Annotated in this window: 18 protein-coding genes; 11 read left to right on the top strand and 7 right to left on the bottom strand. The window is 43.6% G+C overall.

The window, feature by feature from the left end; all coding sequences use genetic code 11:
• Nucleotides 1-21: 21 nt before the first annotated feature.
• Nucleotides 22-762, top strand: a complete 741-nt coding sequence (locus ACFVU8_RS05290; RefSeq protein WP_387426115.1) for an alpha/beta fold hydrolase — start codon at nt 22-24, stop codon at nt 760-762.
• 35 nt (nt 763-797) lie between these two features.
• On the opposite strand, the gene ACFVU8_RS05285 is transcribed toward ACFVU8_RS05290, so the two are convergent.
• From ACFVU8_RS05285 to ACFVU8_RS05270, 4 genes are all read right to left on the bottom strand, one after another.
• Entirely contained in the window at nt 798-2000 is a 1203-nt protein-coding gene (locus tag ACFVU8_RS05285; protein ID WP_387426113.1) for an MFS transporter, read from the bottom strand.
• 109 nt (nt 2001-2109) lie between these two features.
• Complete coding sequence (locus ACFVU8_RS05280) at nt 2110-2874, bottom strand: SDR family NAD(P)-dependent oxidoreductase (RefSeq protein ID WP_387426112.1); 765 nt, start codon at nt 2872-2874, stop codon at nt 2110-2112.
• Between the two features lie 104 nt (nt 2875-2978).
• Nucleotides 2979-3557: a TetR/AcrR family transcriptional regulator gene (locus tag ACFVU8_RS05275; RefSeq protein WP_379466925.1), complete on the bottom strand. Its 579-nt coding sequence runs from the start codon at nt 3555-3557 to the stop codon at nt 2979-2981.
• Between the two features lie 144 nt (nt 3558-3701).
• Entirely contained in the window at nt 3702-4685 is a 984-nt protein-coding gene (locus ACFVU8_RS05270; RefSeq protein WP_379466926.1) for a biotin--[acetyl-CoA-carboxylase] ligase, read from the bottom strand.
• Between the two features lie 236 nt (nt 4686-4921).
• Here ACFVU8_RS05270 and ACFVU8_RS05265 point away from each other — a divergent pair, with 236 nt between their 5' ends.
• The 10 genes from ACFVU8_RS05265 to ACFVU8_RS05220 all read left to right on the top strand — a co-directional run bounded on the left by ACFVU8_RS05265 (nt 4922) and on the right by ACFVU8_RS05220 (nt 16953).
• On the top strand, nt 4922-5473 hold the full coding sequence (locus ACFVU8_RS05265) for a biotin transporter BioY (RefSeq protein ID WP_379466927.1): 552 nt from the start codon (nt 4922-4924) through the stop codon (nt 5471-5473).
• 126 nt (nt 5474-5599) lie between these two features.
• On the top strand, nt 5600-6397 hold the full coding sequence (locus tag ACFVU8_RS05260; protein WP_387426110.1) for an energy-coupling factor transporter ATPase: 798 nt from the start codon (nt 5600-5602) through the stop codon (nt 6395-6397).
• The gene (locus tag ACFVU8_RS05255) at nt 6382-7242 is read left to right on the top strand and encodes an ATP-binding cassette domain-containing protein (RefSeq protein WP_387426108.1); all 861 of its coding nucleotides are present in this window, start codon (nt 6382-6384) and stop codon (nt 7240-7242) included. The genes ACFVU8_RS05260 and ACFVU8_RS05255 overlap by 16 nt, the downstream gene beginning before the upstream one ends.
• Nucleotides 7232-8020, top strand: a complete 789-nt coding sequence (locus tag ACFVU8_RS05250; RefSeq protein ID WP_387426106.1) for an energy-coupling factor transporter transmembrane component T family protein — start codon at nt 7232-7234, stop codon at nt 8018-8020. The genes ACFVU8_RS05255 and ACFVU8_RS05250 overlap by 11 nt, the downstream gene beginning before the upstream one ends.
• Before the next feature lie 310 nt (nt 8021-8330).
• Nucleotides 8331-9425 (top strand): phosphotransferase enzyme family protein, encoded by a 1095-nt coding sequence (locus tag ACFVU8_RS05245; protein ID WP_387426104.1) that lies wholly within the window; start codon nt 8331-8333, stop codon nt 9423-9425.
• Between the two features lie 217 nt (nt 9426-9642).
• Complete coding sequence (gene ppsA, locus ACFVU8_RS05240) at nt 9643-12243, top strand: phosphoenolpyruvate synthase (protein ID WP_387426103.1); 2601 nt, start codon at nt 9643-9645, stop codon at nt 12241-12243.
• Between the two features lie 36 nt (nt 12244-12279).
• Nucleotides 12280-13317: an AraC family transcriptional regulator gene (locus tag ACFVU8_RS05235; protein WP_387426102.1), complete on the top strand. Its 1038-nt coding sequence runs from the start codon at nt 12280-12282 to the stop codon at nt 13315-13317.
• 378 nt (nt 13318-13695) lie between these two features.
• On the top strand, nt 13696-14490 hold the full coding sequence (locus ACFVU8_RS05230; protein WP_387426101.1) for an SDR family NAD(P)-dependent oxidoreductase: 795 nt from the start codon (nt 13696-13698) through the stop codon (nt 14488-14490).
• Nucleotides 14491-14695: 205 nt separating this feature from the next.
• Nucleotides 14696-15841, top strand: a complete 1146-nt coding sequence (locus ACFVU8_RS05225; RefSeq protein ID WP_379466935.1) for an ElyC/SanA/YdcF family protein — start codon at nt 14696-14698, stop codon at nt 15839-15841.
• A 257-nt stretch (nt 15842-16098) separates the two neighbouring features.
• Nucleotides 16099-16953 (top strand): alpha/beta fold hydrolase, encoded by an 855-nt coding sequence (locus ACFVU8_RS05220; RefSeq protein ID WP_387426100.1) that lies wholly within the window; start codon nt 16099-16101, stop codon nt 16951-16953.
• Between the two features lie 25 nt (nt 16954-16978).
• Here ACFVU8_RS05220 and ACFVU8_RS05215 read toward each other — a convergent pair whose 3' ends face one another.
• The 3 genes from ACFVU8_RS05215 to ACFVU8_RS05205 form a co-directional block, all read right to left on the bottom strand.
• Nucleotides 16979-17803 (bottom strand): MerR family transcriptional regulator, encoded by an 825-nt coding sequence (locus ACFVU8_RS05215; protein ID WP_387426099.1) that lies wholly within the window; start codon nt 17801-17803, stop codon nt 16979-16981.
• A gap of 30 nt (nt 17804-17833) precedes the next feature.
• A complete protein-coding gene (locus ACFVU8_RS05210; RefSeq protein WP_387426098.1) occupies nt 17834-18358 on the bottom strand; it encodes a GNAT family N-acetyltransferase in 525 nt (174 codons plus the stop codon).
• 261 nt (nt 18359-18619) lie between these two features.
• On the bottom strand, nt 18620-19450 hold the full coding sequence (locus ACFVU8_RS05205; protein WP_387426097.1) for an SDR family NAD(P)-dependent oxidoreductase: 831 nt from the start codon (nt 19448-19450) through the stop codon (nt 18620-18622).
• Between the last annotated feature and the right edge of the window lie 33 nt (nt 19451-19483).

Below are 19483 nucleotides of genomic sequence, written 5' to 3'. Positions count from 1 at the left end.
TAAACAAGGAGGAGAAGTACATTGCCTTATGTTAAGGTTTATGACTTGGAATTGTTTTACGAAAAAATGGGTAACGGGGATAATATCATTTTTTTGCACAGTGGCTACTCACGCAGTATACTGGCTTTCGCTGGCCAAATGTTAGATTTTCAAAAGAAATATACCTGTTATTTCCCAGATTTCAGGGGGCATGGAAGAACAAGATGCGAAAGCTTCGAATGGTCTACACCTCAAATTGTAGATGACATCTTACAATTCATGACTCAATTAGATATTCCAAAAGCTCATTTCATTGGATATAGCTTGGGAGGGAATGTTGGGCTTTACCTCTCGGTAAATCATCCTGAAAGAGTTATTAGCCTCACTACAATAGGTACTAGTGGCTTTTGTGACCCTAGTGGTGTTGAAGAATTTGAGCCTGAATGGATCATCGAAAGAGGATTACACGATACGATCAATCAAATGATCGAAAGACATGAAGAAGCACATAAAGGGCATTGGGAAGAATTTATGAGGCAATCGTCGCAAGATTGGCGATTATATCCTCAACTTACAGAAGACCAACTTAGGAGCATTGAATGTCCATTGCTATTTATTACTGGCGAGCATGATCAATATGTGGGTGAGGAGAGAGTCAAACATCTAGCTTCACTTGTCAAAGGATCACATTATCTAGTTGTCCCTAACGGAAGTCATAGGCCGCATATGGTCAGAGAAAACCCTGCTTTAGTAAATGATACGATACTTCAGTTCTTGAGGTAAAACAAACCCCCAGCCAATTGGCTGGGGGGTCTTTATTAATTTTCGGTTGTAAGTTTGCCAGAAGATTCATTATCATCCCTGCCAACCATGAATGTCATAATAAGCGCTAATGCGACCAATATTACTCCCAGCCACATAGAGCTAGTTAAATTAATAGCATTGACAGCAACGCCGCCTATAAGTGAACCAACGCTAATTGATAATTGAAATACTCCCGTAAAGATAGCTTGCGCAGCTTCTGGTGCATTCCGGATAGAGGAGAAGATCCATAGTTGGGCACCTAAAGGAGCCATTCCCCAAGCGAATGCCCATGTAATTAAAGCAATCGTTACGATAATCGAGCTATGTCCTAAGAGTGAGATAGCGGCAAGAGATACCAGATAAATAAATGCTGTCATTGCATTCATGCGCCGAAGTCCTATTTTAGAAATGAATCCGCCAATAAAATTACCCAAGCAAACAACAATACCATATATAAGCATCAAAACGCCTAATACATTTGAGCTGGTGCCCGTCACTTGCTGCAGATATGGAGTTACATACGTATACGCTGCGTATTGGCCTCCGACGAGGAATACAACGATGGCAAAAATCATTCTTATTTTATTAAAACGAAACAGCTCCACGTAATCTTTAACGCGAACGCCTTGTTTCATTGGGATTTTTGGCAGTAGAATGAGTTGGATGATAAAAGTAACGACCGCAAAAACACTGGCCGCTGTAAATGCGGCTCGCCAATCAAAATGCGAAGCAATGAATGTACCCGTAGGCACACTGACCACCGTTCCAATCGAAATCCCGCCTAGTACGATGGAAGATGCCAGTGCGATCTTATCTTGGGGGACTAGTCGAACAGCGCTCGCTACAGCGATTGCCCAAAAACCTCCTACTCCGAGTCCAAGAATAATCCGTGCAATGATGAACACTCCAAAACTAGGGGCAAATACCGAGAGTACACTGGACACAATAAGCATGAACGTCAATACGAGCAACACAATTCGTCGATCTAATTGTCCAATAACTATGGTAGTAAGCGGGGCTGCAACAGCTCCCAATAGGGCGGTAGAAGTCACTGCAAGTCCGGCGGTACCTTCTAATACACCAAAGCTTCTACAAATATCAGGAAGCAAGCCTACAGGTAAAAACTCCGTAATGACAAGCGCTATAGCGCCTAAAGCTATCGCAAAAACACTAAGCCATGGATTGCGCATGGTTTGGTTTGTATCATTGCTCTCCAATGAAATCCACTCCTCATTCTAAAGGACGGCACTTTCGTACCGCCCGACCAACATATTCTCTAAATCAGCGGACCCAGGAATTTTGAAATTCCGTCTTGAATCTAAGACATTACCAAGGCAGCGTATTTTCTAAAAAGAAGAAGGAACCGGTTGGGCCATCCGCAGGCAGTGTTGCCGCCAAAATGCTTGTCCGGCTACCTTCCACCTCATCAATATCCGCAGCACCTCCGCCAAGTCGAGTGCGAACCCAACCAGGGTGAATGGAGTTAACTTTAATCGGAGTTCCCTCAAGTTCTGCAGCCAAATGGATTGTAAAGGCGTTCAATGCTGCTTTGGAAGCGTTATAAGCAAAAGTTTTCGCTGAATATATAGGTGAGTTCTGATCTGCCTGGAGGGAGAGTGACCCCAGAATGCTGGAAAGATTGACGATACGTCCAGCATCAGATTTACGAATCAGCGGTAAGAGAAGCTGCGTTAAATCAACTTGAGCAAAGAAGTTGGCATTAAAAGTGTCATGTAATACCTTTAATGGCAGGGTACTTGTTCGGTTGATAACTTCAACGGACACATTTTCTTGATCCAGCAAAACACCAGCATTGTTGATCAAGATATCCAGCTTTCCGAAATTCTCATTGAAGTAATCATAAGCAGCCACATTATCTTCATGCAGATTGACATCTATTTTAATACTTTCTACGTTGAATCCCTCTTGTTTAAATTGTTGAGCGACTTCAATACCTTTTTGTGCATCGCGCGCACCGATCACTACCACAGCTCCTAAGTGAGCCAGACCACGTACAGTTTCCAATCCAATACCACGAGTTCCGCCAGTTACAAAGGCTACTTTACCAGTTAAATTCTGTGTTGTTGTCATTTCTAAATCGTCTCCTTTTAATTGGAAAAAATGTGGGTGGGGTGAGATGTCAGGAACGAGAAAAGTTTATGGGAATGATCATTCTCATTAAGGGCAAAAAAAATTCAATACTCTAAATACCTCAAAGATAGGGCGGCTAAACGATGAAGCTTATCCTTACTTGTCGATGTACGTCTCATTACTCTGAATCCCAATAGCGTATTATGCAAAGACTCTCCAAGTTCTTTGGCATCATAATCAGATGTGAATTCCTTGTTATGCTGACCCCACCGAATAATAGATGTGAGTAGCTGTTCTTGTTTTTCAAATCCTTCAATGGTCTTGGCATCGGCATCAGCATCATGCATCGCTAATTCCACTGCTGCATTTACAAATAGACAACCCGTAGGAACATCATCAATGTTATCAATCGTATACTTGAAAATGAAATGTAACGCTTGAGTAGCTGTTTCAGATTGTTCAATTCCTTCTTGAAGAGTGCTATCCGTTATTTCTCCGTAATGATCCAAGACCTTAAGAAACAATGTATGCTTATCCTTGAAGGTATCATATAGGCTTCTTCTATGAACTCTCATATGCGCTACAAGATCAGACATGGATGTTTTTTCATAACCTTGTTCCCAGAAGAGTTGCATGGCCTTATGAAGAACTGCATTCTCGTCATATTCTTTGCTTCTTGTCATTCATGATCACCTCCCGAAGACATCTTATCATTATGGGAACGATCAGTAAAGAATAATTTTAAAATATACTTTTTGCTAGCCAAATGGATACGGTTCTTAAGCTCCTTGAGTACAACAAAACCCCAGCCAATTGGCTGGGGCTCTCTATCCATTAACTTTAATACTAACTTCTCCGCTTGAAAGATACTCCTCATCGCCATTCTCATACCTGACTTTGAGCCGACAATTGTCATCAATATCAATGGCTGTTGCCTGGCATTGTTTGTTTTCTTTCAGTACAGTTACGGCTTTGCCGAGGAAAAATATACGTTTTTTATACTCAGGCAGAAATAGCCTGTCCGTCAAACGTGTATAGAAAACCATGAAATTATTGAGTATCTCTGCCGCTAGTCGGTTACGAAGATCTCCGCTGTTCTTGTCATCCGAAAATACAGATGTAGCGATATCTGTAATCTCTTCAGGGAATCCATGAGAGGGCAGTGATACATTAATTCCAATGCCGAGCACAGCATAGTCAAGCCAGCCACTTTCCACTGAAAGAGCGGCTTCAGTAAGGATTCCGCAGACCTTTTTACCATCCATGAATACATCGTTAACCCATTTTATCTGCGTGTCCTTATGGGCTACACTCTCGATGGCCATCGAAACAGCTACTGCGGCGGAGGTCGTGAGAAGAAAAGAATCTTGCGCTGAGATCTTCGGACGTAGAAGGATGCTCATATAGATCCCCGTTCCTGAGGGAGAAAAGAACTGCCGGCTTTTTCTGCCGCGTCCGGCTGTCTGCTCCTCCGAAAGGATCACTATGCCCTCAGCCGCTCCGTTCAAGGCAAGTTTTTTAACGGATTCATTTGTTGACGGTACTGTTTTGAGGACTTCAATATGTAGATTGTTACACTCCATATTTAAATAATTCGAAATTGCAACAGCGGATAGAATATCCGTATTAGGTGATAGAGAGTACCCTTTATTTGTTACAGCCGTTATGGAGTAACCTTCGTTCTGCAGCGATTTGATCGACTTCCAAACAGCACTGCGTGTAACGGATAGCTGTCCAGCTATCTCCTCGCCGGAGATATATTCGCCTCTGTTGCCGTCGAGTAAAGCTAGAATACGTTCTTTTACTGTCATGGCAATAAACCTCCACTAATATATGCCTAACAACCCTATCCCTATATTTTAACATGCTTAGCTAGTCAATAACCAGCTACAAAAGTTAAGTACATGAATGATCTGTTTAAGTGTTTGATTGTGAACCTACAATAAATTTAGGTTTACAATTGAAATTCACTCTATTATAATTCAGCGTATGGAACAGCTCGTAACTTAATCAAATACATTTTACGTTCCCAATGGAGGTCTATTTCTTGAAAACAAAAGAACTTGTCTATGCGGCACTATTCGCTGCTCTAATCGCAGTGCTGGGTATGATCCCGCCTATACCACTCGGGTTCATACCTGTTCCAATCACTGCCCAGACACTCGGTGTCATGTTGGCTGGATGTTTTCTGGGTAGAAAAACCGGCGGCCTAAGTCTTGTACTCTTCATCATTCTGGTGGCTATTGGTTTGCCTGTGTTAACAGGTGGGCACGGTGGTCTGGTGGCGTTGGTTGGACCGTCTGCAGGTTACATATTCAGCTGGCCGATTTCGGCCTTCCTGATCGGATGGGCTTCCGAGAAAATCTGGCTGCAGGTCAAAACATGGAAGCTGGTAGTCATCAATCTGATTTTTGGTGTAATAGTGGTGTATCTCATTGGTGCCCCTGTCATGGCTCTGATCACTAATACGTCCATTTGGGCCGCCTTAATAGGTTCGATAGCCTTTGTTCCAGGTGATATCATTAAAGCCGTCATTGCAGCCATCATTACGATGCAGCTTAGAGCGATTAGTCCTATTGAAGAAAAAGTACAAGCTTAGTATCATTGCTCCAATGTTCCTCATCAATATGATTACACTTTGGCGAAAGCCAAAGCCTTCCAGACTGGTTACTACCGAGCTGGAGGGCTTTTTCTCGGCTTCGAAGTAACGAAGGGAGCAACACAGATGCTTGTTTTTGATCAAGTTAATTATCATTACCGCCGAGAGCATCCCATCATTCAAGATGTGAGCTTCGAAGTTCAAGAAGGAGAATTTGTCGCCATCGTCGGAGGGAACGGAAGCGGGAAATCCACACTTGCCAAGTTGATGAACGGATTGCTACTGCCCAGAAAGGGACAAGTAAGACTTAATCAGTTGAATACCCTTCAGCATGTGGATTTGAAAAAGATTCGTGAGCAGGTTGGACTGGTCTTTCAGAATCCTGAAGATCAGTTTATTACGACAACCGTTCTCGATGAAGTCGTGTTCGGATTGGAGAACCTTCGCATCCCAAGAGAAGAAATGATGCCTAGGGTAGAAGGGGCTTTGCAAGCTGTCCGTATGGAAGATTATTTGGACGCGATGCCGCATCAGCTGTCAGGAGGCGAGAAACAACGGGTGGCGATTGCGGCCATTCTGGCCATGCGTCCTTCTATCCTGGTATTCGATGAGGCTACTTCCATGCTTGATCCGCAGGAGAGAAAAGACATCCTTGAGGTGATGCGCACCCTTCATCGATCAGGGTTGACGATCATTCATATTACTCACCACATGGATGAGATTCTGTCAGCGGATCGGGTTCTGCTGCTAAGTAATGGGAGTATCCGTTTTGACGGTACTCCGTCAGCCTTATTCAACAGCGTGTCCCTGACTGACCAGTTGGTTCCTCCTTTTGCTGTAAGGCTGCATCAGACACTGGGATTAGATGTCCCCTTAGGTTCTGATTGGAAGGAGACGATCACCAACTTATGGTCTATGCATTAAAGGATATAAGTGTAAGTATGAACGGCAGAGAGGTTCTACAATCGTTGAGTTGTACGCTTCAGGAGGGGAAGTGGATCTCTGTTATAGGACACAACGGGGCCGGTAAGTCCACTTTTGCCAAACTTATAAAAGGTCTGATCCCTTCATTCAGTGGTGAATATACGTATAACCAACAGCCGCTTCCGCGGGACAGCAAAGGGAATATGAGGGTGGTTCCACAGATTGGCTATGTGTTTCAGAATCCGGAACAGCAAATCTTTGAAACGACTGTTTATAAAGAGCTGGCCTTTGCTCAGAAAATAAAAAAAGGTCACACTGGGGATATGAAGGCTGAAATCGAATCTGTGATGCATCAAATGGGGCTCCCGTCAGACCTTCTGGACGCGTCTCCATACCAGCTCAGCGGGGGACAAAAGCGGCGTGTTGCCATTGCTTCGGTGCTTATTGCAGATCCCGAGTTGCTTATTCTGGATGAACCGACAGCTGGACTTGATCCTTTAAGCAGGATTGCGCTTCTTGAGGAAATCAGAGCATGGCAGCGGACAAAGAATCGAACGGTGATCTTCATCTCTCATCAGATGGAGGATGTAGCTGAGTACTCAGATGAGGTTATGATCTTTAACAGTGGACGTTTATTGGTACAGATGAGTGCGAATGATCTTTTTTTACAACATACAGAGTTCATGAAGCAAGCAGGGCTGCCTTTGCCGGAGCCTGTACAGCTCCTCAAGCTGATCGAGGAATTGTCCGGCCGTATTATCGAACCAGCCAGTTGCAGAGAAGAGGACATTATGCAGCAGGTTAGATCAGTCTGGCAGGCAAGGGGTATTCAACATGATGGATAAAATCATACTGGGTCAATATGCAGATACTGGCTCAGTCATTCACCGGCTGGATTCCCGAACTAAACTATTGAGCATTTTTGCCATCATGATTAGTTTCCTTCTGCTTAAAACATTTGCCGGATATATTGCGACAACTGTCCTGGTGGCAGGGTTAATCCTGACCGCTAAATTGCCGGTTGTAATGGTCTTCAGAGGATTAAAGCCAATTCTCTTCATTCTTTCCTTCACCTTTTTGTATCATGTCGTGCTGACCGATGGAACGCCACTCTGGCCTGGCTTCTTTCTAAAAGTGACCCTAGAAGGGATAAAGAACGGCAGCTTTATTGTTTGGAGAATGATATTGCTGATCTTACTTGCTTCGGTACTTACGTTAACAACCAAACCGCTGGATCTGGCGAAGGGTCTTGAAAAACTGCTTAAACCGCTGTCCCGCTTAGGTGTTCCAGTCGAAGCTTTTGCACTGATGATCGTGCTTGCCATCCGGTTTATTCCAACGATCATTCAAGAGCTTGATCGCATTATGCTGGCTCGTAAGGCTAGAGGGTATGACACTACGTCTACCAAAGGCTACAAGAAGATCGTTGCTTATACTTCAATACTGATTCCGCTATTCGTTACAACGATTCAGCGGGCGGAGCAACTGTCTTTAGCGATCGATGCAAGAGCTTACGGGGATGGAAGGGGCCGGACATCCTATAAGGAGCTGAATTTCGCGCAGGTGGATTATGCTGCTGGCGGATTAACGCTTGCTTTTGTATCGCTAATCCTTTATCTCTGAGTTGCAAAAGAACAATTAAGCTAAACGTATTATAGAGTCACATTAGAATAATATCTGATGTGACTTTTTTGTATACAGATTAGTAACGGCTCATTGCTTGGTGTCAGTGTGTACACTAGAACGTAGCCCAGTTCTGGGATATTCGCTGCGGGGAGAACTCAGTAAAAGTAGACTGCTTATACACACGAAACAGGATCAATCAGTTTTAATTGTTTTCTACTATCCCATTTACCGGAAGTTGTTAGTAAAATATACATATAGTTCAAAAGGATTTGCTTTTAAACAAATGATTAGTTAAAGGGGAAATGTTATGACTTATGACGAAGTTGTTCAAATCGGGGATGCCTATTTGCTTCCATTAGTGTCAGAGCTATATGACTTGGAGGGTTATGAGATCAGCCGGATTAACCCACATGACGGAGGGCGGAATATCGCTTATAACTATGAAAAAGACGGCGCTGATGCCAAAATACTCCGAATCTCCTTTTTGAATGACAGGAGCCGGGAAGATTTTCTGGCCGAAGTCCAGTACATCAGATATCTATTCGAGCATGGCGGCAGCGTATCGAATGTAATCAGTTCCCGGAAGGGGAATCTGCTGGAAGAGATCACTCATCATAATCACACTTTTTTTGTCTGCCTGTTTGAAAAAGCCAAGGGTAAGCATCTGGTGGAAAATAACTACCAGTATCGAGAAGGCGTTCCTATTACCGAATATTATTATAACTGCGGTAAAACTCTCGGTAAATTGCATCAGTTGTCGAAAGGTTATACACCAGTCCAGCGCCGATATAGCTTTTTAGATAAATATAACGCAGAATATATTGAAAAATTGATTCCCGATTCCTTATCTCGGTTGAAGGAAAAGCTGGTAGCGCTTCTTACGATAGTGGAGGGATTGGAACGGAGCAATGAATCCTATGGTATGATTCATTTTGATTACGGAGATGGGAATTATCATATCGATTTTGATACCGGGCAAATTACTGTATATGACTTTGATAATTCGTGTTTCTGTTGGTATATGTGTGATTTGGCGTCGATCTGGAGAAACGGAGTGGGCTGGATACAGTTTGAACCAGACGCCAATAAACGCAAAGAGTTTATGGATGATTATTTCAAAGTCTGCCTCGAGGGATATCGATCCGAGACCAATATTGGAGATGCGATGCTGGATCAACTACCATTATTCATCCAAATAAACATGCTGGAAAATATAGTAGATGCATTTGAGTGTATGCAGCACGCCGGTGAAGAGCCAGAGTGTGATGAGGCATTGTCCTATCTAATAAAATGTATGGAGGATGATATTCCGTACATGGGATTTTTTCATGAGATTTATTCGTGTGAAGAGCCCTTTGAATATGCTTTGAAAGAAGCTGCAGGCGAGGTATATGATTCTTGAATGCACTAAAGATAGCGAAAAAACAAAGAAAGAACCTGAATATTTCATTCAGGTTCTTTTTATATTGCACATGACCAGACTAGATGATATAATCTGATCGCAACTTTTCAATTTATGAATAGGCATAGAAAGTATATCTTATATATTAATCTTACTATGCCGACCAAAGTCTTGTCAAATGTTTTTTTCTCAAATGAATGGTTAGGAGAGATGTGGAATGCGTTCGTTGGTTCTCGATTTTCAGGAAATGAACAACACACAGCTTATGCTTGTTGGCGGAAAAGGGCTGCATTTAGGGGAGCTGTCCAAAATTGAGGGTATACAAGTACCAGAGGGATTTTGTGTGACAACCGTGGGATATCAAGCAGCAGTCGGACCAAATGAAACATATCATGCTTTGTTGGCTCAACTAGCCATGCTAACCTTAGAAGATCGAGATCAAATTGCTGAAGTCAGCGGGAAGCTTCGACAAATCATTTTGCAAGTAGAAATTCCATCCGAGGTTGTGCAAGCAGTCACCCATTATCTCTCCAAGTCTGGTGATAAGCATGCTTATGCAGTGCGCTCTAGTGCGACTGCTGAAGATTTGCCCCATGCCTCTTTTGCCGGCCAACAAGACACCTATTTGAATATCATTGGCCAACAAGCAATTTTGGAGCATATCAGCAAATGTTGGGCATCCCTGTTTACAGATCGCGCGGTCATCTACCGTATGCAAAATGGATTTGACCACAGTCAAGTTTATTTATCCGTTATCGTGCAAAGGATGGTGTTCCCGCAAGCCTCCGGGATTTTATTTACCGCTGATCCAATGACCTCTAACCGGAAGCTGCTATCGATCGATGCCAGTTATGGCCTTGGAGAAGCGCTGGTTTCTGGCTTGGTTTCTGCCGATGGTTATAAAGTACGGGAAGATGAAATCGTCGAGAAGAGGATAGCAACCAAAAAGTTGGCTGTCTATGGACGTGAAGAAGATGGAACAGAGACTCAGCAGATCGATCCTGATCGGCAAAAGTCTCAGACACTGACTGATCAACAAATTTTACAATTGTCACGCATCGGAAGGCAGATTGAAGCTTATTTCGGTTGCCCGCAAGATATTGAATGGTGTTTAGCAGAAGATGTCTTTTACATTGTTCAGAGCCGTCCGATCACAACGTTATACCCGATCCCTGAAGCGAACGATCAAGAGAATCATGTCTATATCTCTGTAGGCCACCAGCAAATGATGACGGATGCGATGAAGCCACTGGGATTATCGTTCTATCTGTTAGTAACTCGTGCACCTATGTGTACTGCTGGCGGAAGACTATTTGTTGATGTCACACCTCAGCTGGCTTCACCTGTCAGTAGAGACATAATACTAAATATGTTGGGGCAATCCGAGCCGCTCGTCAAAGATGCACTCAAGACTGTTATAGCGCGAGAGGATTTTATAAAATTATTACCTAATGATACCGCAGCTCCGAACCCAGCCAAAAATTACGCAGGCATGCCAGCACCAATCGAAACCGATCCATCAATTGTTTCTGACTTGGTTGAGCGGAGCGAGACATCGTTGGCGGTGTTAAAAGTAAATATCGAAGGAAAATCAGGAGTAGACTTATTTGATTTTATTCTAGAAGATCTGCAGGAATTAAAGAAGATTCTCTTTGACCCGCAAAGCACGAAAGTCATTATGGCTGGTATGAACGCGTCCGCTTGGATCAATGAGAAAATGCACGAATGGCTAGGTGAAAAAAGTGCAGCTGACACCCTGTCCCAATCTGTATCGAATAACATTACTTCAGAGATGGGACTGGCGCTCCTGGATGTCGCTGATGTCATTCGTCCTTACCCGGAAGTCGTTGATTATTTACAGCAACTAAAAGAGGACAGCTTGGGGGACGAACTGCTTAAGATTCGTGGGGGACAGGAAGCGTATGAAGCGATTACTGCTTTTCTGGACAAATACGGCATGCGGTGTGCCGGTGAAATTGATATCACGAGAACCCGTTGGAGCGAAAAACCATCCGCCCTTGTCCCGATCCTTCTAGGTAATATCAAGAACTTTGAGCCGAAGGCCAGTCATCGGAAATTTGAACAAGGGTGGCTTGAAGCTTTGAGCAAAGAACAAGAGCTATTAGAACGCCTAAAGGCATTGCCGGACGGAGAGCAGAAAGCAGCCGAAACCAAACACCGGATTGACTTGATCCGAAACTTCAGCGGCTATCGGGAGTATCCCAAATACGGCATGGTGAATCGTTACTTCGTTTATAAGCAGGCTTTACTCCAGGAAGCTGAGGCACTTGTCCGGGAAGGAATTATTCATGAAAAAGAAGATATCTACTTTCTTACTTTTGATGAACTTCACGAGGTCGTGCGTACCCATAAATTAGATTACCAGATCATAGACACACGTAAAGACGAGTACAAACGATATGAAAAACTAACTCCGCCGCGTGTGATTACATCTGATGGTGAAATCATCGCAGGGGAATACAAACGAGAAAATCTTCCTACCGGAGCTATTGTAGGCCTGCCTGTTTCTTCCGGAGTGATTGAGGGACGAGCACGTGTTATTGTAAATATGGAAGATGCTGATTTAGAAGATGGAGATATCTTAGTTACTGCTTTTACTGACCCTAGCTGGACTCCCTTGTTCGTATCCATCAAAGGCCTGGTCACTGAAGTGGGTGGACTGATGACCCATGGAGCGGTGATCGCACGTGAATATGGCTTGCCAGCAGTTGTTGGCGTGGAGAATGCTACCAAACTGATTAAAGATGGGCAGCGCATTCGCGTACATGGAACGGAAGGATATATTGAAATATTGTAAGGGTGAATTTGCATTAGAAAAAGGAGTACCAAACGTATGATATCTAATACCTCTGACCGTATTAAGCTGCCGCAAGGATTTTGGACAGGATTACGTCAATTAGGGATTGCCGCCCAAGACGTAGCTCGCAAAGCGGGATTGCCGCTCACCATTATTACTGAACTAGTAGTCACTACCACCCAATATTTCGCGATCTGGCAGGCCTATTCTGATCTTATTGGTGACACTGCCAAAGGCATTATCGAACTTGCGACCGTATATGAAACAGCGAAGTACCCACCATCTGTTTTGGCGACTTACCACGCTCGTGACTATCGTGACGCGCTGAGTCGAATGACTCGTTACAAGCAACTATGCCCGCCCGAAAGCTTGCGTATCACGGAGGAAGGAGAACACTGTGTAATCGAACTGGAATGGCTGTATACCGAGCAATCTGGTCCGCCGCTGCTGATTGGGATCACGCTGGCAAATCTTCTGGAGCTTGGGCGCCGGGGCACGGGTCAATCTTTGACGGCACAGCTGGTTGAATTTACGCAAGCAATGGGTGATGTGCAAGCCCTTGAGGCTTATTTTGGCTGTCCTGTTCGGATTGGCGCGAAGAGTAATCGGCTGACACTGCATCGAAAAGATTTGGACCTTCCCTTTCTGTCGTATAACGAAGAGCTGCTGGAGATCCTTACGCCAGTACTGAACGAATCGCTAGGCGAGCAGCAGAGCATCCGCTCCGTCACGGAGAAGGTCAAATGGATCATGAAACGCTGCCTCACCGGAGGACAACCAGATATTCATTCCGTCGCAAAAGTGCTCAATATGAGTGATCGGACCTTACAGCGCAGGCTTACTGATGAGAACACGAGCTTCAAGCTTCTGTTGACACAAGCTAAACACGAGCAGGCACTGGAGTATTTGGCAGACCCCTCGCTCGATATTAAAGAAGTTGCTTTTCTAATTGGATATGAGGACCAGAATTCGTTCTACCGTGCCTTCCGCATATGGGAAGATGACACTCCTTCCAATTGGCGTGCTGAGCATTTAGGTGCAAATTCGATGTCCGAAAATGCGAATACGTACTAACTTATTACTTTTGGCGTGTTAAACAAGAACTTTGGCGTCCTATGCTAGTTACTGAACCACCAAGACAACGTAATATAATCCCTATCCGGAGCGCAAGGCTGTTGTAAATAAAACTACGGATTAGCTTGCCGTTATATAAGACGAACAAAAAGAAAATAACAAAAAACGAGAAGGAGCGAAGGGGGAAGTTTGGAACTGTAGGAGCGGTAGCGACCGCCTTTGTCTCCAGATTTCAACCGCAACTGCGATACAATGGAAAGAAATATGGAGACAACAGCGGCCGGAAGTCCAAACATTCCACCGTAGTAACTACCGAGTCTTACGTTAGGATTTTAAGTTTGTCTTATATAGATGCAAATAAAAAGGAGTAGAGTAGAAATGGATATGGGATTACAGGGGAAAACAGCTTTAGTGACAGGATCGACCAAAGGAATAGGTAAAGCCATCGCCATTGAACTTGCCAAAGAAGGGGTCAATGTACTTATAAATGGACGAAATGCGGAAGAGGTTGAACGAACTGTACAAGAAATAAAAACCAATTACCCGGCAACCTCGCCACAGAAAGCTACGGCCGATATTGTGGATGTAGAGCAAAGAGAAGCGTTATTTGCAAAATACCCCGATATCGATATATTGGTTAACAATGCGGGGATTTATGAAATTATGCAGTACGAGGACGTTAACGATGAAGTATGGGAACACTATTTCCGGACAAATGTTCTTGCTGCTAACGGGTTGTCTAAATTTTATTTGCCTAAAATGTTGAAAAATAATGTTGGCCGCATTATCTTTATTGCGAGTGAAGAAGCGGTTATGCCTTCAGGTCAAATGCCGCAATACGGTATGACCAAATCAATGCTGCTATCGCTCTCCAAAAGCTTGTCCAAGCTAACTGTAGGCACAGAAGTTACCGTCAATACCATTATGCCAGGACCGACACTCTCTGAGAATGTACAGCAAATCATTGAGGGAATCTACCCAAATGAAGAGATGGCTTTTGCGGAAAAAGAGAAAGACTTTATGACTAAAAACCTGCCGCAATCGGAAATACAACGATTTATCAGACCTATTGAAATCGGCCGACTCACTACCTTTGTATGCAGCCCTTATGCATCCGCCTTTAAAGGCTCTCCAATCCGCATGGATGGAGGAATGGTTCCGACGATTTTTTAACATTTTTTCATAAAGACTTCAGTTCCTTTAATATAAGGTTACTTCACTAGCCGCATCTTTACATACTGGAATATTTATACTACACGACTTTACAATAGATTTACGCTGTCTTCATTCTACGTTGATAAATCAGTGTTAACTTTACATAGTCAGGTAGTGATCAAGCCTCATCATAATGAGGCAATATGAAGGCGTGGGGGACAACATGAAGAACACAAAGAAGAAACTAGCTTTAGCGTTAGCCATTACGATGTCTACAGTTACATTTGCAACGGCGTACGTAACGATGGCACCGCCAGTAAGAGCTGCAGAAGTAGAGACCTCCAATGCAAAGCCGATTAGAAATGATGAACCGACTTATGAGAGAATTAATCAATATAAGGACCTGGCCATGTATTACTACTGGCATGGCGGTGATATCCAACAGTCCGAGAAGGATATTTTCAAAGGCATTACGCTTAAAGGGAAATATGATGTTGTAGAGAATGCTTTTAAAGAAGCAACACTCCTTGACCCGTTCGATCTGGATTTGAAGTTCTCACTCGCTTCTACACTAATTATTGAGAAGAAAGTTCCAGAAGCTCTGCATACGTATAGACAAATTTTGAATTTGGATCCTAACAACTTTAATGCAAACCTGCTTAACGGAGTGTATTCGAAGGCATCTGGAGACGAGGCTACGTACAAAGCTTCTATTGCAAAGCTGAAACTGATCAATGCTCAGAAAACCAATCAGTATCTGCAAAAAATAGAGCGTACAGAGAAGGTATTTAATGAAAAGCTGAGCACAACCCCTCCGGCAAATGTACAGTCAAAAAATCATGCGATTGTGATTCTGGGTTATGCACTTGCTGATGACGGAACGATGCAACCGACGTTGATTGAGCGTTTGAAAACAGGTCTGGCTGTAGCGAATAAATATCCGAACTCTAAAATTATTGTTACAGGCGGAGTACCAAAGCAAGGCGTTACAGAGTCCGATGCCATGAGTCAGTGGTTGATTGCTCAAGGCGTTAATAAGGATAGAATTATTCTTGAAAATAAATCTACGGATACCGTTGAAAACGGTCTGTTCTCTACTGCCATTCTGGAAAGAGAAGGATTGAAAGACGTTACGATCGTGACCAGCGCAAGCCACATTCGTAGAGCACTCGCGGTCTTTAAAGAAGCTGATAGTTTCTATAGCAAAATGAACGGCAAAGCAGCAAGCAGAAACTTTACGAATGCTGTGTATTTGGATTACAAGTCTCTTGAAGAAGCACAGAAAGTAACAAATGATGAAAAGCTTGTTATTTACCGTGACCTGCTTAGAACTTCTGGCATTTGGCAATATCCTGGGTTGCAAAGATAACTACTTGCAATGAAAAAATGAGTTTGAAGGCATTATCTATGGGCGTTCCTTTACAGGACAAGCTCAGGGTAATGCCTTTTCTTTTTGGCTGATCCATGACAGGTATATTAGAAAAAGATACTCGGCATCTTATTTTCGCATTATTCATGATTGCAAGAACGATGTATCATCATAGAAGAGATAGAATTTCTGCTATTAAAATTGTGCATATCTGTCCAGAAGTGGGGAATAATCATTAGTAAAATTAGGAGGTTTATATGACGACTTATCATTCAGTAGAGGTTGAAGGATTAGAGGTATTCTATCGTAAAGCGGGTAATCCAAATAAACCAGTCATTGTATTGCTGCATGGCTTTCCGTCTGCTAGTCATATGTTCAGAGAACTAATCCCTGTGTTGGAGAAAGATTATTATGTCATTGCTCCTGATTATCCGGGGTTTGGAAATACTTCATCACCTGACAGAGAAGAGTTCCAGTATACATTTGATCATATTACCGAAGTTATGGAGTCTTTTATCGATAAATTACTGCTGACTAAATATGCTCTATACGTCTTTGATTATGGAGCTCCGATTGGCTTTCGTATCGCCATGCACCGCCCAGAACGTGTAACCGCAATAATAAGTCAGAATGGAAACATATATCGTGAAGGACTAGGTGAAAAATGGGCAGCAAGAGAAGAGTATTGGAATAATCCGACTCCAGAAAAAAGAGAAAGTTATCACACAGCATTTGCACCTGATACGATTAAGAATCAATATGTTCAAGGAACAGAAGACAACAGAGTTTCTCCTGATGGCTATACGCTTGATATTGCTTATACGTCTCGTGCGGGAAATGATGAAAAACAATCAGATTTAATTTTCGATTACCAAAGCAATGTAAGATTATACCCGCAATTTCAAAAGTATCTTCAAGAATATGAGCCTCCCTTACTGGCAGTATGGGGGAAAAATGACGTATCCTTTATTCCGGCCGGTGCCGAAGCTTTTAAACAGGATTTACCCAAAGCGGAGATTCATTTATTGGATACAGGGCACTTTGCATTGGAGACACATGCGCTTGAAATCGGTGAACTGATGCTGAATTTTTTAAAGAATAATGGAATATGAGAAAGTGGCCGGGGACGCACCTCTATTAAAGTTCAGCATCACATATTCTCAACTGTATTTCCGTTAGAAATTGTTCAGTAATGATCGTATCACGGTTATCGATTTCATAGATTTCAAAAGGGTCTCCTAATATACGGAGGCCTTTTTCGTTGGCATGTGCAACGACCTCAAGCATTTTTTCGTGACTTTGGCGATAATTGCCCCGGTAATAGAATGACAGATAATCGCCAGCCGGGAGGATGTAATCATAGTCGATCTTTCCAGCTTCAGCAGGATCAAAGATAAAGAAGACCGAGTTAAAGACATCTCGCAAACCAAGCTTTAATTCCTCAAGTGACACAGACGCACCGTATAATTGATTGCCTAAATCCAAAATGTGACTTTTATGCTTCTGATGCAACTTCTTGATGGCATAATCCATTTCCTCGTCCCTTGTTATGCGTGTGTTGAGCTGCAGACAGGGGCGGTCCGGATATGTTTTGATGGAGAAGATCCCCGTCTGAATTTGCTGCGCGTCGGTCAATACTTTAATTCTGCTCTGAATGATACGCTGCGTTGTTTCAAGCTTAGCGACCCGTTCTTTAATCATTTCCTGTTCAGTGTGTAACAATTCAAGCGTATTCTCGACACTTTGCTGATCTAGATACGACTTGATCTGTGGCATCGTAAAATCCAGTTCGCGTAGGTCACGGATGATATTCAATTTATAGATATCCTGAAGGCTGTACAGACGATATCCGTTGTCGTCTCGACGGGGGACCAACAGGCCAAGTTTCTCATAATAACGTAAGGAATCAACGCCTATTCCGTAGAGCTTTGAGATTTCATTGATTTTATAGTCGTTCTTCATCGGTTTCCTTCCTGCTTGCAATTATCTATTCTATACGCGGGTGTGTGCCGCAGGCACGCCGTATACTTCCTTATACAGTAATTCCCTCACCATTTCAAATTGCGTTAAAGTCAAACCTACCGGATAGCTCATGATTTGTAGTGGCAGGGTTTGCTGCCTTGCGCGTAGCGGTGGTTGCACATAAGAATAGTCTAACAAACAAAATCCCAGACGTTCATAAAATCCGATCCTTCTCCGCTTCAGCTCATCATCAGGCAATTCGACCTCCAATATGACCGGCAAGTCGGACTGCTTCATGAAACGCTCCATTAACCGCTTGCCTATGCCACCTCCACGAATGTTAGGGGAGACAGCTACATTCTCAACGTACCTGAACGCCTCGAACTCCCAGCCTGCGAGAAAACCAATCACTTCGTTCTGCTCGTTCACCTCTGTGTGAAGACGATATCGTGAATTCGATAGTAGCTTCTTCTGTTCCGAATAAGTCCGATACTCAGCTTCGGGGAAAGACTGCTTCATAATTTCGTACACTTGATCAAACCGTTCTGTAAACATCAACTTAACCACCTAGATTCGTAAAAGACATATTTGATATCCATCACGATAAACCCTAGTACAGTACCAGAGTCAAGGGAAAGGGCATATCTCTTCTAAAATGTTAGGTGGATACATCTGTCATCCTAATCCAGAATCACTTAAATCATACGATTCTGCTCCTCCGGCAACTTCGCTTTATTCACACTTAAGGGCGTCGAACCTTTGCGGTCCGGCGCCCTTAAGTTTAATTCAATAGCAAATGCTCGCGGTCACACTGTATCACTCATATTCTGTTGAGATGGTGACTTCATGCCAGCGCTTAGCATCGGCAGCACGCTGTTGTTCAGCTAGTTCAGCTCCCTGTGCAGCATCTACACCAAGCAACAAATGTGCAGGCAGCTCATCCGCATAAGCCAACTGAAGGACGACGTCGGCCACTTTTACAGGATCACCTTTTTCTTGCCCCTGTAGATCATCCATCATTTTGAGCAGCGCACCTACGGAGGCTTCGTAGTCCGGAAGTAATGCAGGACGTTTATTGATCGCGCGGCCTACCCAGTTCGTACGCATGCCCCCAGGTTCAAGTGCGCTGATTTTGACTCCGAAATGAGCTGTTTCCATAGCTACAGCTTCTGTGAAACCACCAACTGCCCATTTGGCTGCATGGTAAGCAGCGCTGCCCGGAGTTGCCAAGCGCCCACCAACCGATGAAATATTAAGGATATGCCCGCTCCGCTGCTTGCGCATAATCGGCAATGCCGCACGCGTCAGATATACAACTCCGTAAAAGCAAGTATCCATCAGCGTCTTGAAATCCTCAGAGCTTGTTTCTTCAAAAGGACGAATATCGCCATAACCTGCATTGTTAACCAGAACATCAAGACGTCCAAAGGCATTCAGAGCGACTTGAACCGCGGCTTGTGCCGCTTCTTCAACGGTCACATCCAGCGTAACGACACGGATCTGATCGCCATATTGATTAACCAGATCATCGAGTTGTCCGATATTACGGGCGGTTGCAACAACACGTTCACCCTTTGCAAGAGCAGCTTCAGTAATATTACGACCTAGCCCGCTTCCGCTTCCAGTAATTAACCACACCTTAGACATGTAATCCGCTCCCTAATTCAAGTTTGTTGTGTA

Source organism: Paenibacillus sp. NPDC058177, from assembly GCF_042883835.1.
In the GTDB taxonomy this organism is placed as follows: domain Bacteria; phylum Bacillota; class Bacilli; order Paenibacillales; family Paenibacillaceae; genus Paenibacillus_AQ; species Paenibacillus_AQ agri.
Note: the sequence above shows the minus strand (reverse complement) of the source record. Positions and strands in the feature narration are given on the sequence as shown.

Coding starts and splice junctions, on each gene's coding strand:
- ACFVU8_RS05280 (WP_387426112.1), bottom strand. CDS start 2,874: ATGACAACAACACAGAATTTAACTGGTAAAGTAGCCTTTGTAACTGGC.
- ACFVU8_RS05275 (WP_379466925.1), bottom strand. CDS start 3,557: ATGACAAGAAGCAAAGAATATGACGAGAATGCAGTTCTTCATAAGGCC.
- ACFVU8_RS05270 (WP_379466926.1), bottom strand. CDS start 4,685: ATGACAGTAAAAGAACGTATTCTAGCTTTACTCGACGGCAACAGAGGC.
- ACFVU8_RS05260 (WP_387426110.1), top strand. CDS start 5,600: ATGCTTGTTTTTGATCAAGTTAATTATCATTACCGCCGAGAGCATCCC.
- ACFVU8_RS05255 (WP_387426108.1), top strand. CDS start 6,382: ATGGTCTATGCATTAAAGGATATAAGTGTAAGTATGAACGGCAGAGAG.
- ACFVU8_RS05250 (WP_387426106.1), top strand. CDS start 7,232: ATGATGGATAAAATCATACTGGGTCAATATGCAGATACTGGCTCAGTC.
- ACFVU8_RS05245 (WP_387426104.1), top strand. CDS start 8,331: ATGACTTATGACGAAGTTGTTCAAATCGGGGATGCCTATTTGCTTCCA.
- ppsA (WP_387426103.1), top strand. CDS start 9,643: ATGCGTTCGTTGGTTCTCGATTTTCAGGAAATGAACAACACACAGCTT.
- ACFVU8_RS05235 (WP_387426102.1), top strand. CDS start 12,280: ATGATATCTAATACCTCTGACCGTATTAAGCTGCCGCAAGGATTTTGG.
- ACFVU8_RS05230 (WP_387426101.1), top strand. CDS start 13,696: ATGGATATGGGATTACAGGGGAAAACAGCTTTAGTGACAGGATCGACC.
- ACFVU8_RS05225 (WP_379466935.1), top strand. CDS start 14,696: ATGAAGAACACAAAGAAGAAACTAGCTTTAGCGTTAGCCATTACGATG.
- ACFVU8_RS05220 (WP_387426100.1), top strand. CDS start 16,099: ATGACGACTTATCATTCAGTAGAGGTTGAAGGATTAGAGGTATTCTAT.
- ACFVU8_RS05215 (WP_387426099.1), bottom strand. CDS start 17,803: ATGAAGAACGACTATAAAATCAATGAAATCTCAAAGCTCTACGGAATA.
- ACFVU8_RS05210 (WP_387426098.1), bottom strand. CDS start 18,358: ATGTTTACAGAACGGTTTGATCAAGTGTACGAAATTATGAAGCAGTCT.
- ACFVU8_RS05205 (WP_387426097.1), bottom strand. CDS start 19,450: ATGTCTAAGGTGTGGTTAATTACTGGAAGCGGAAGCGGGCTAGGTCGT.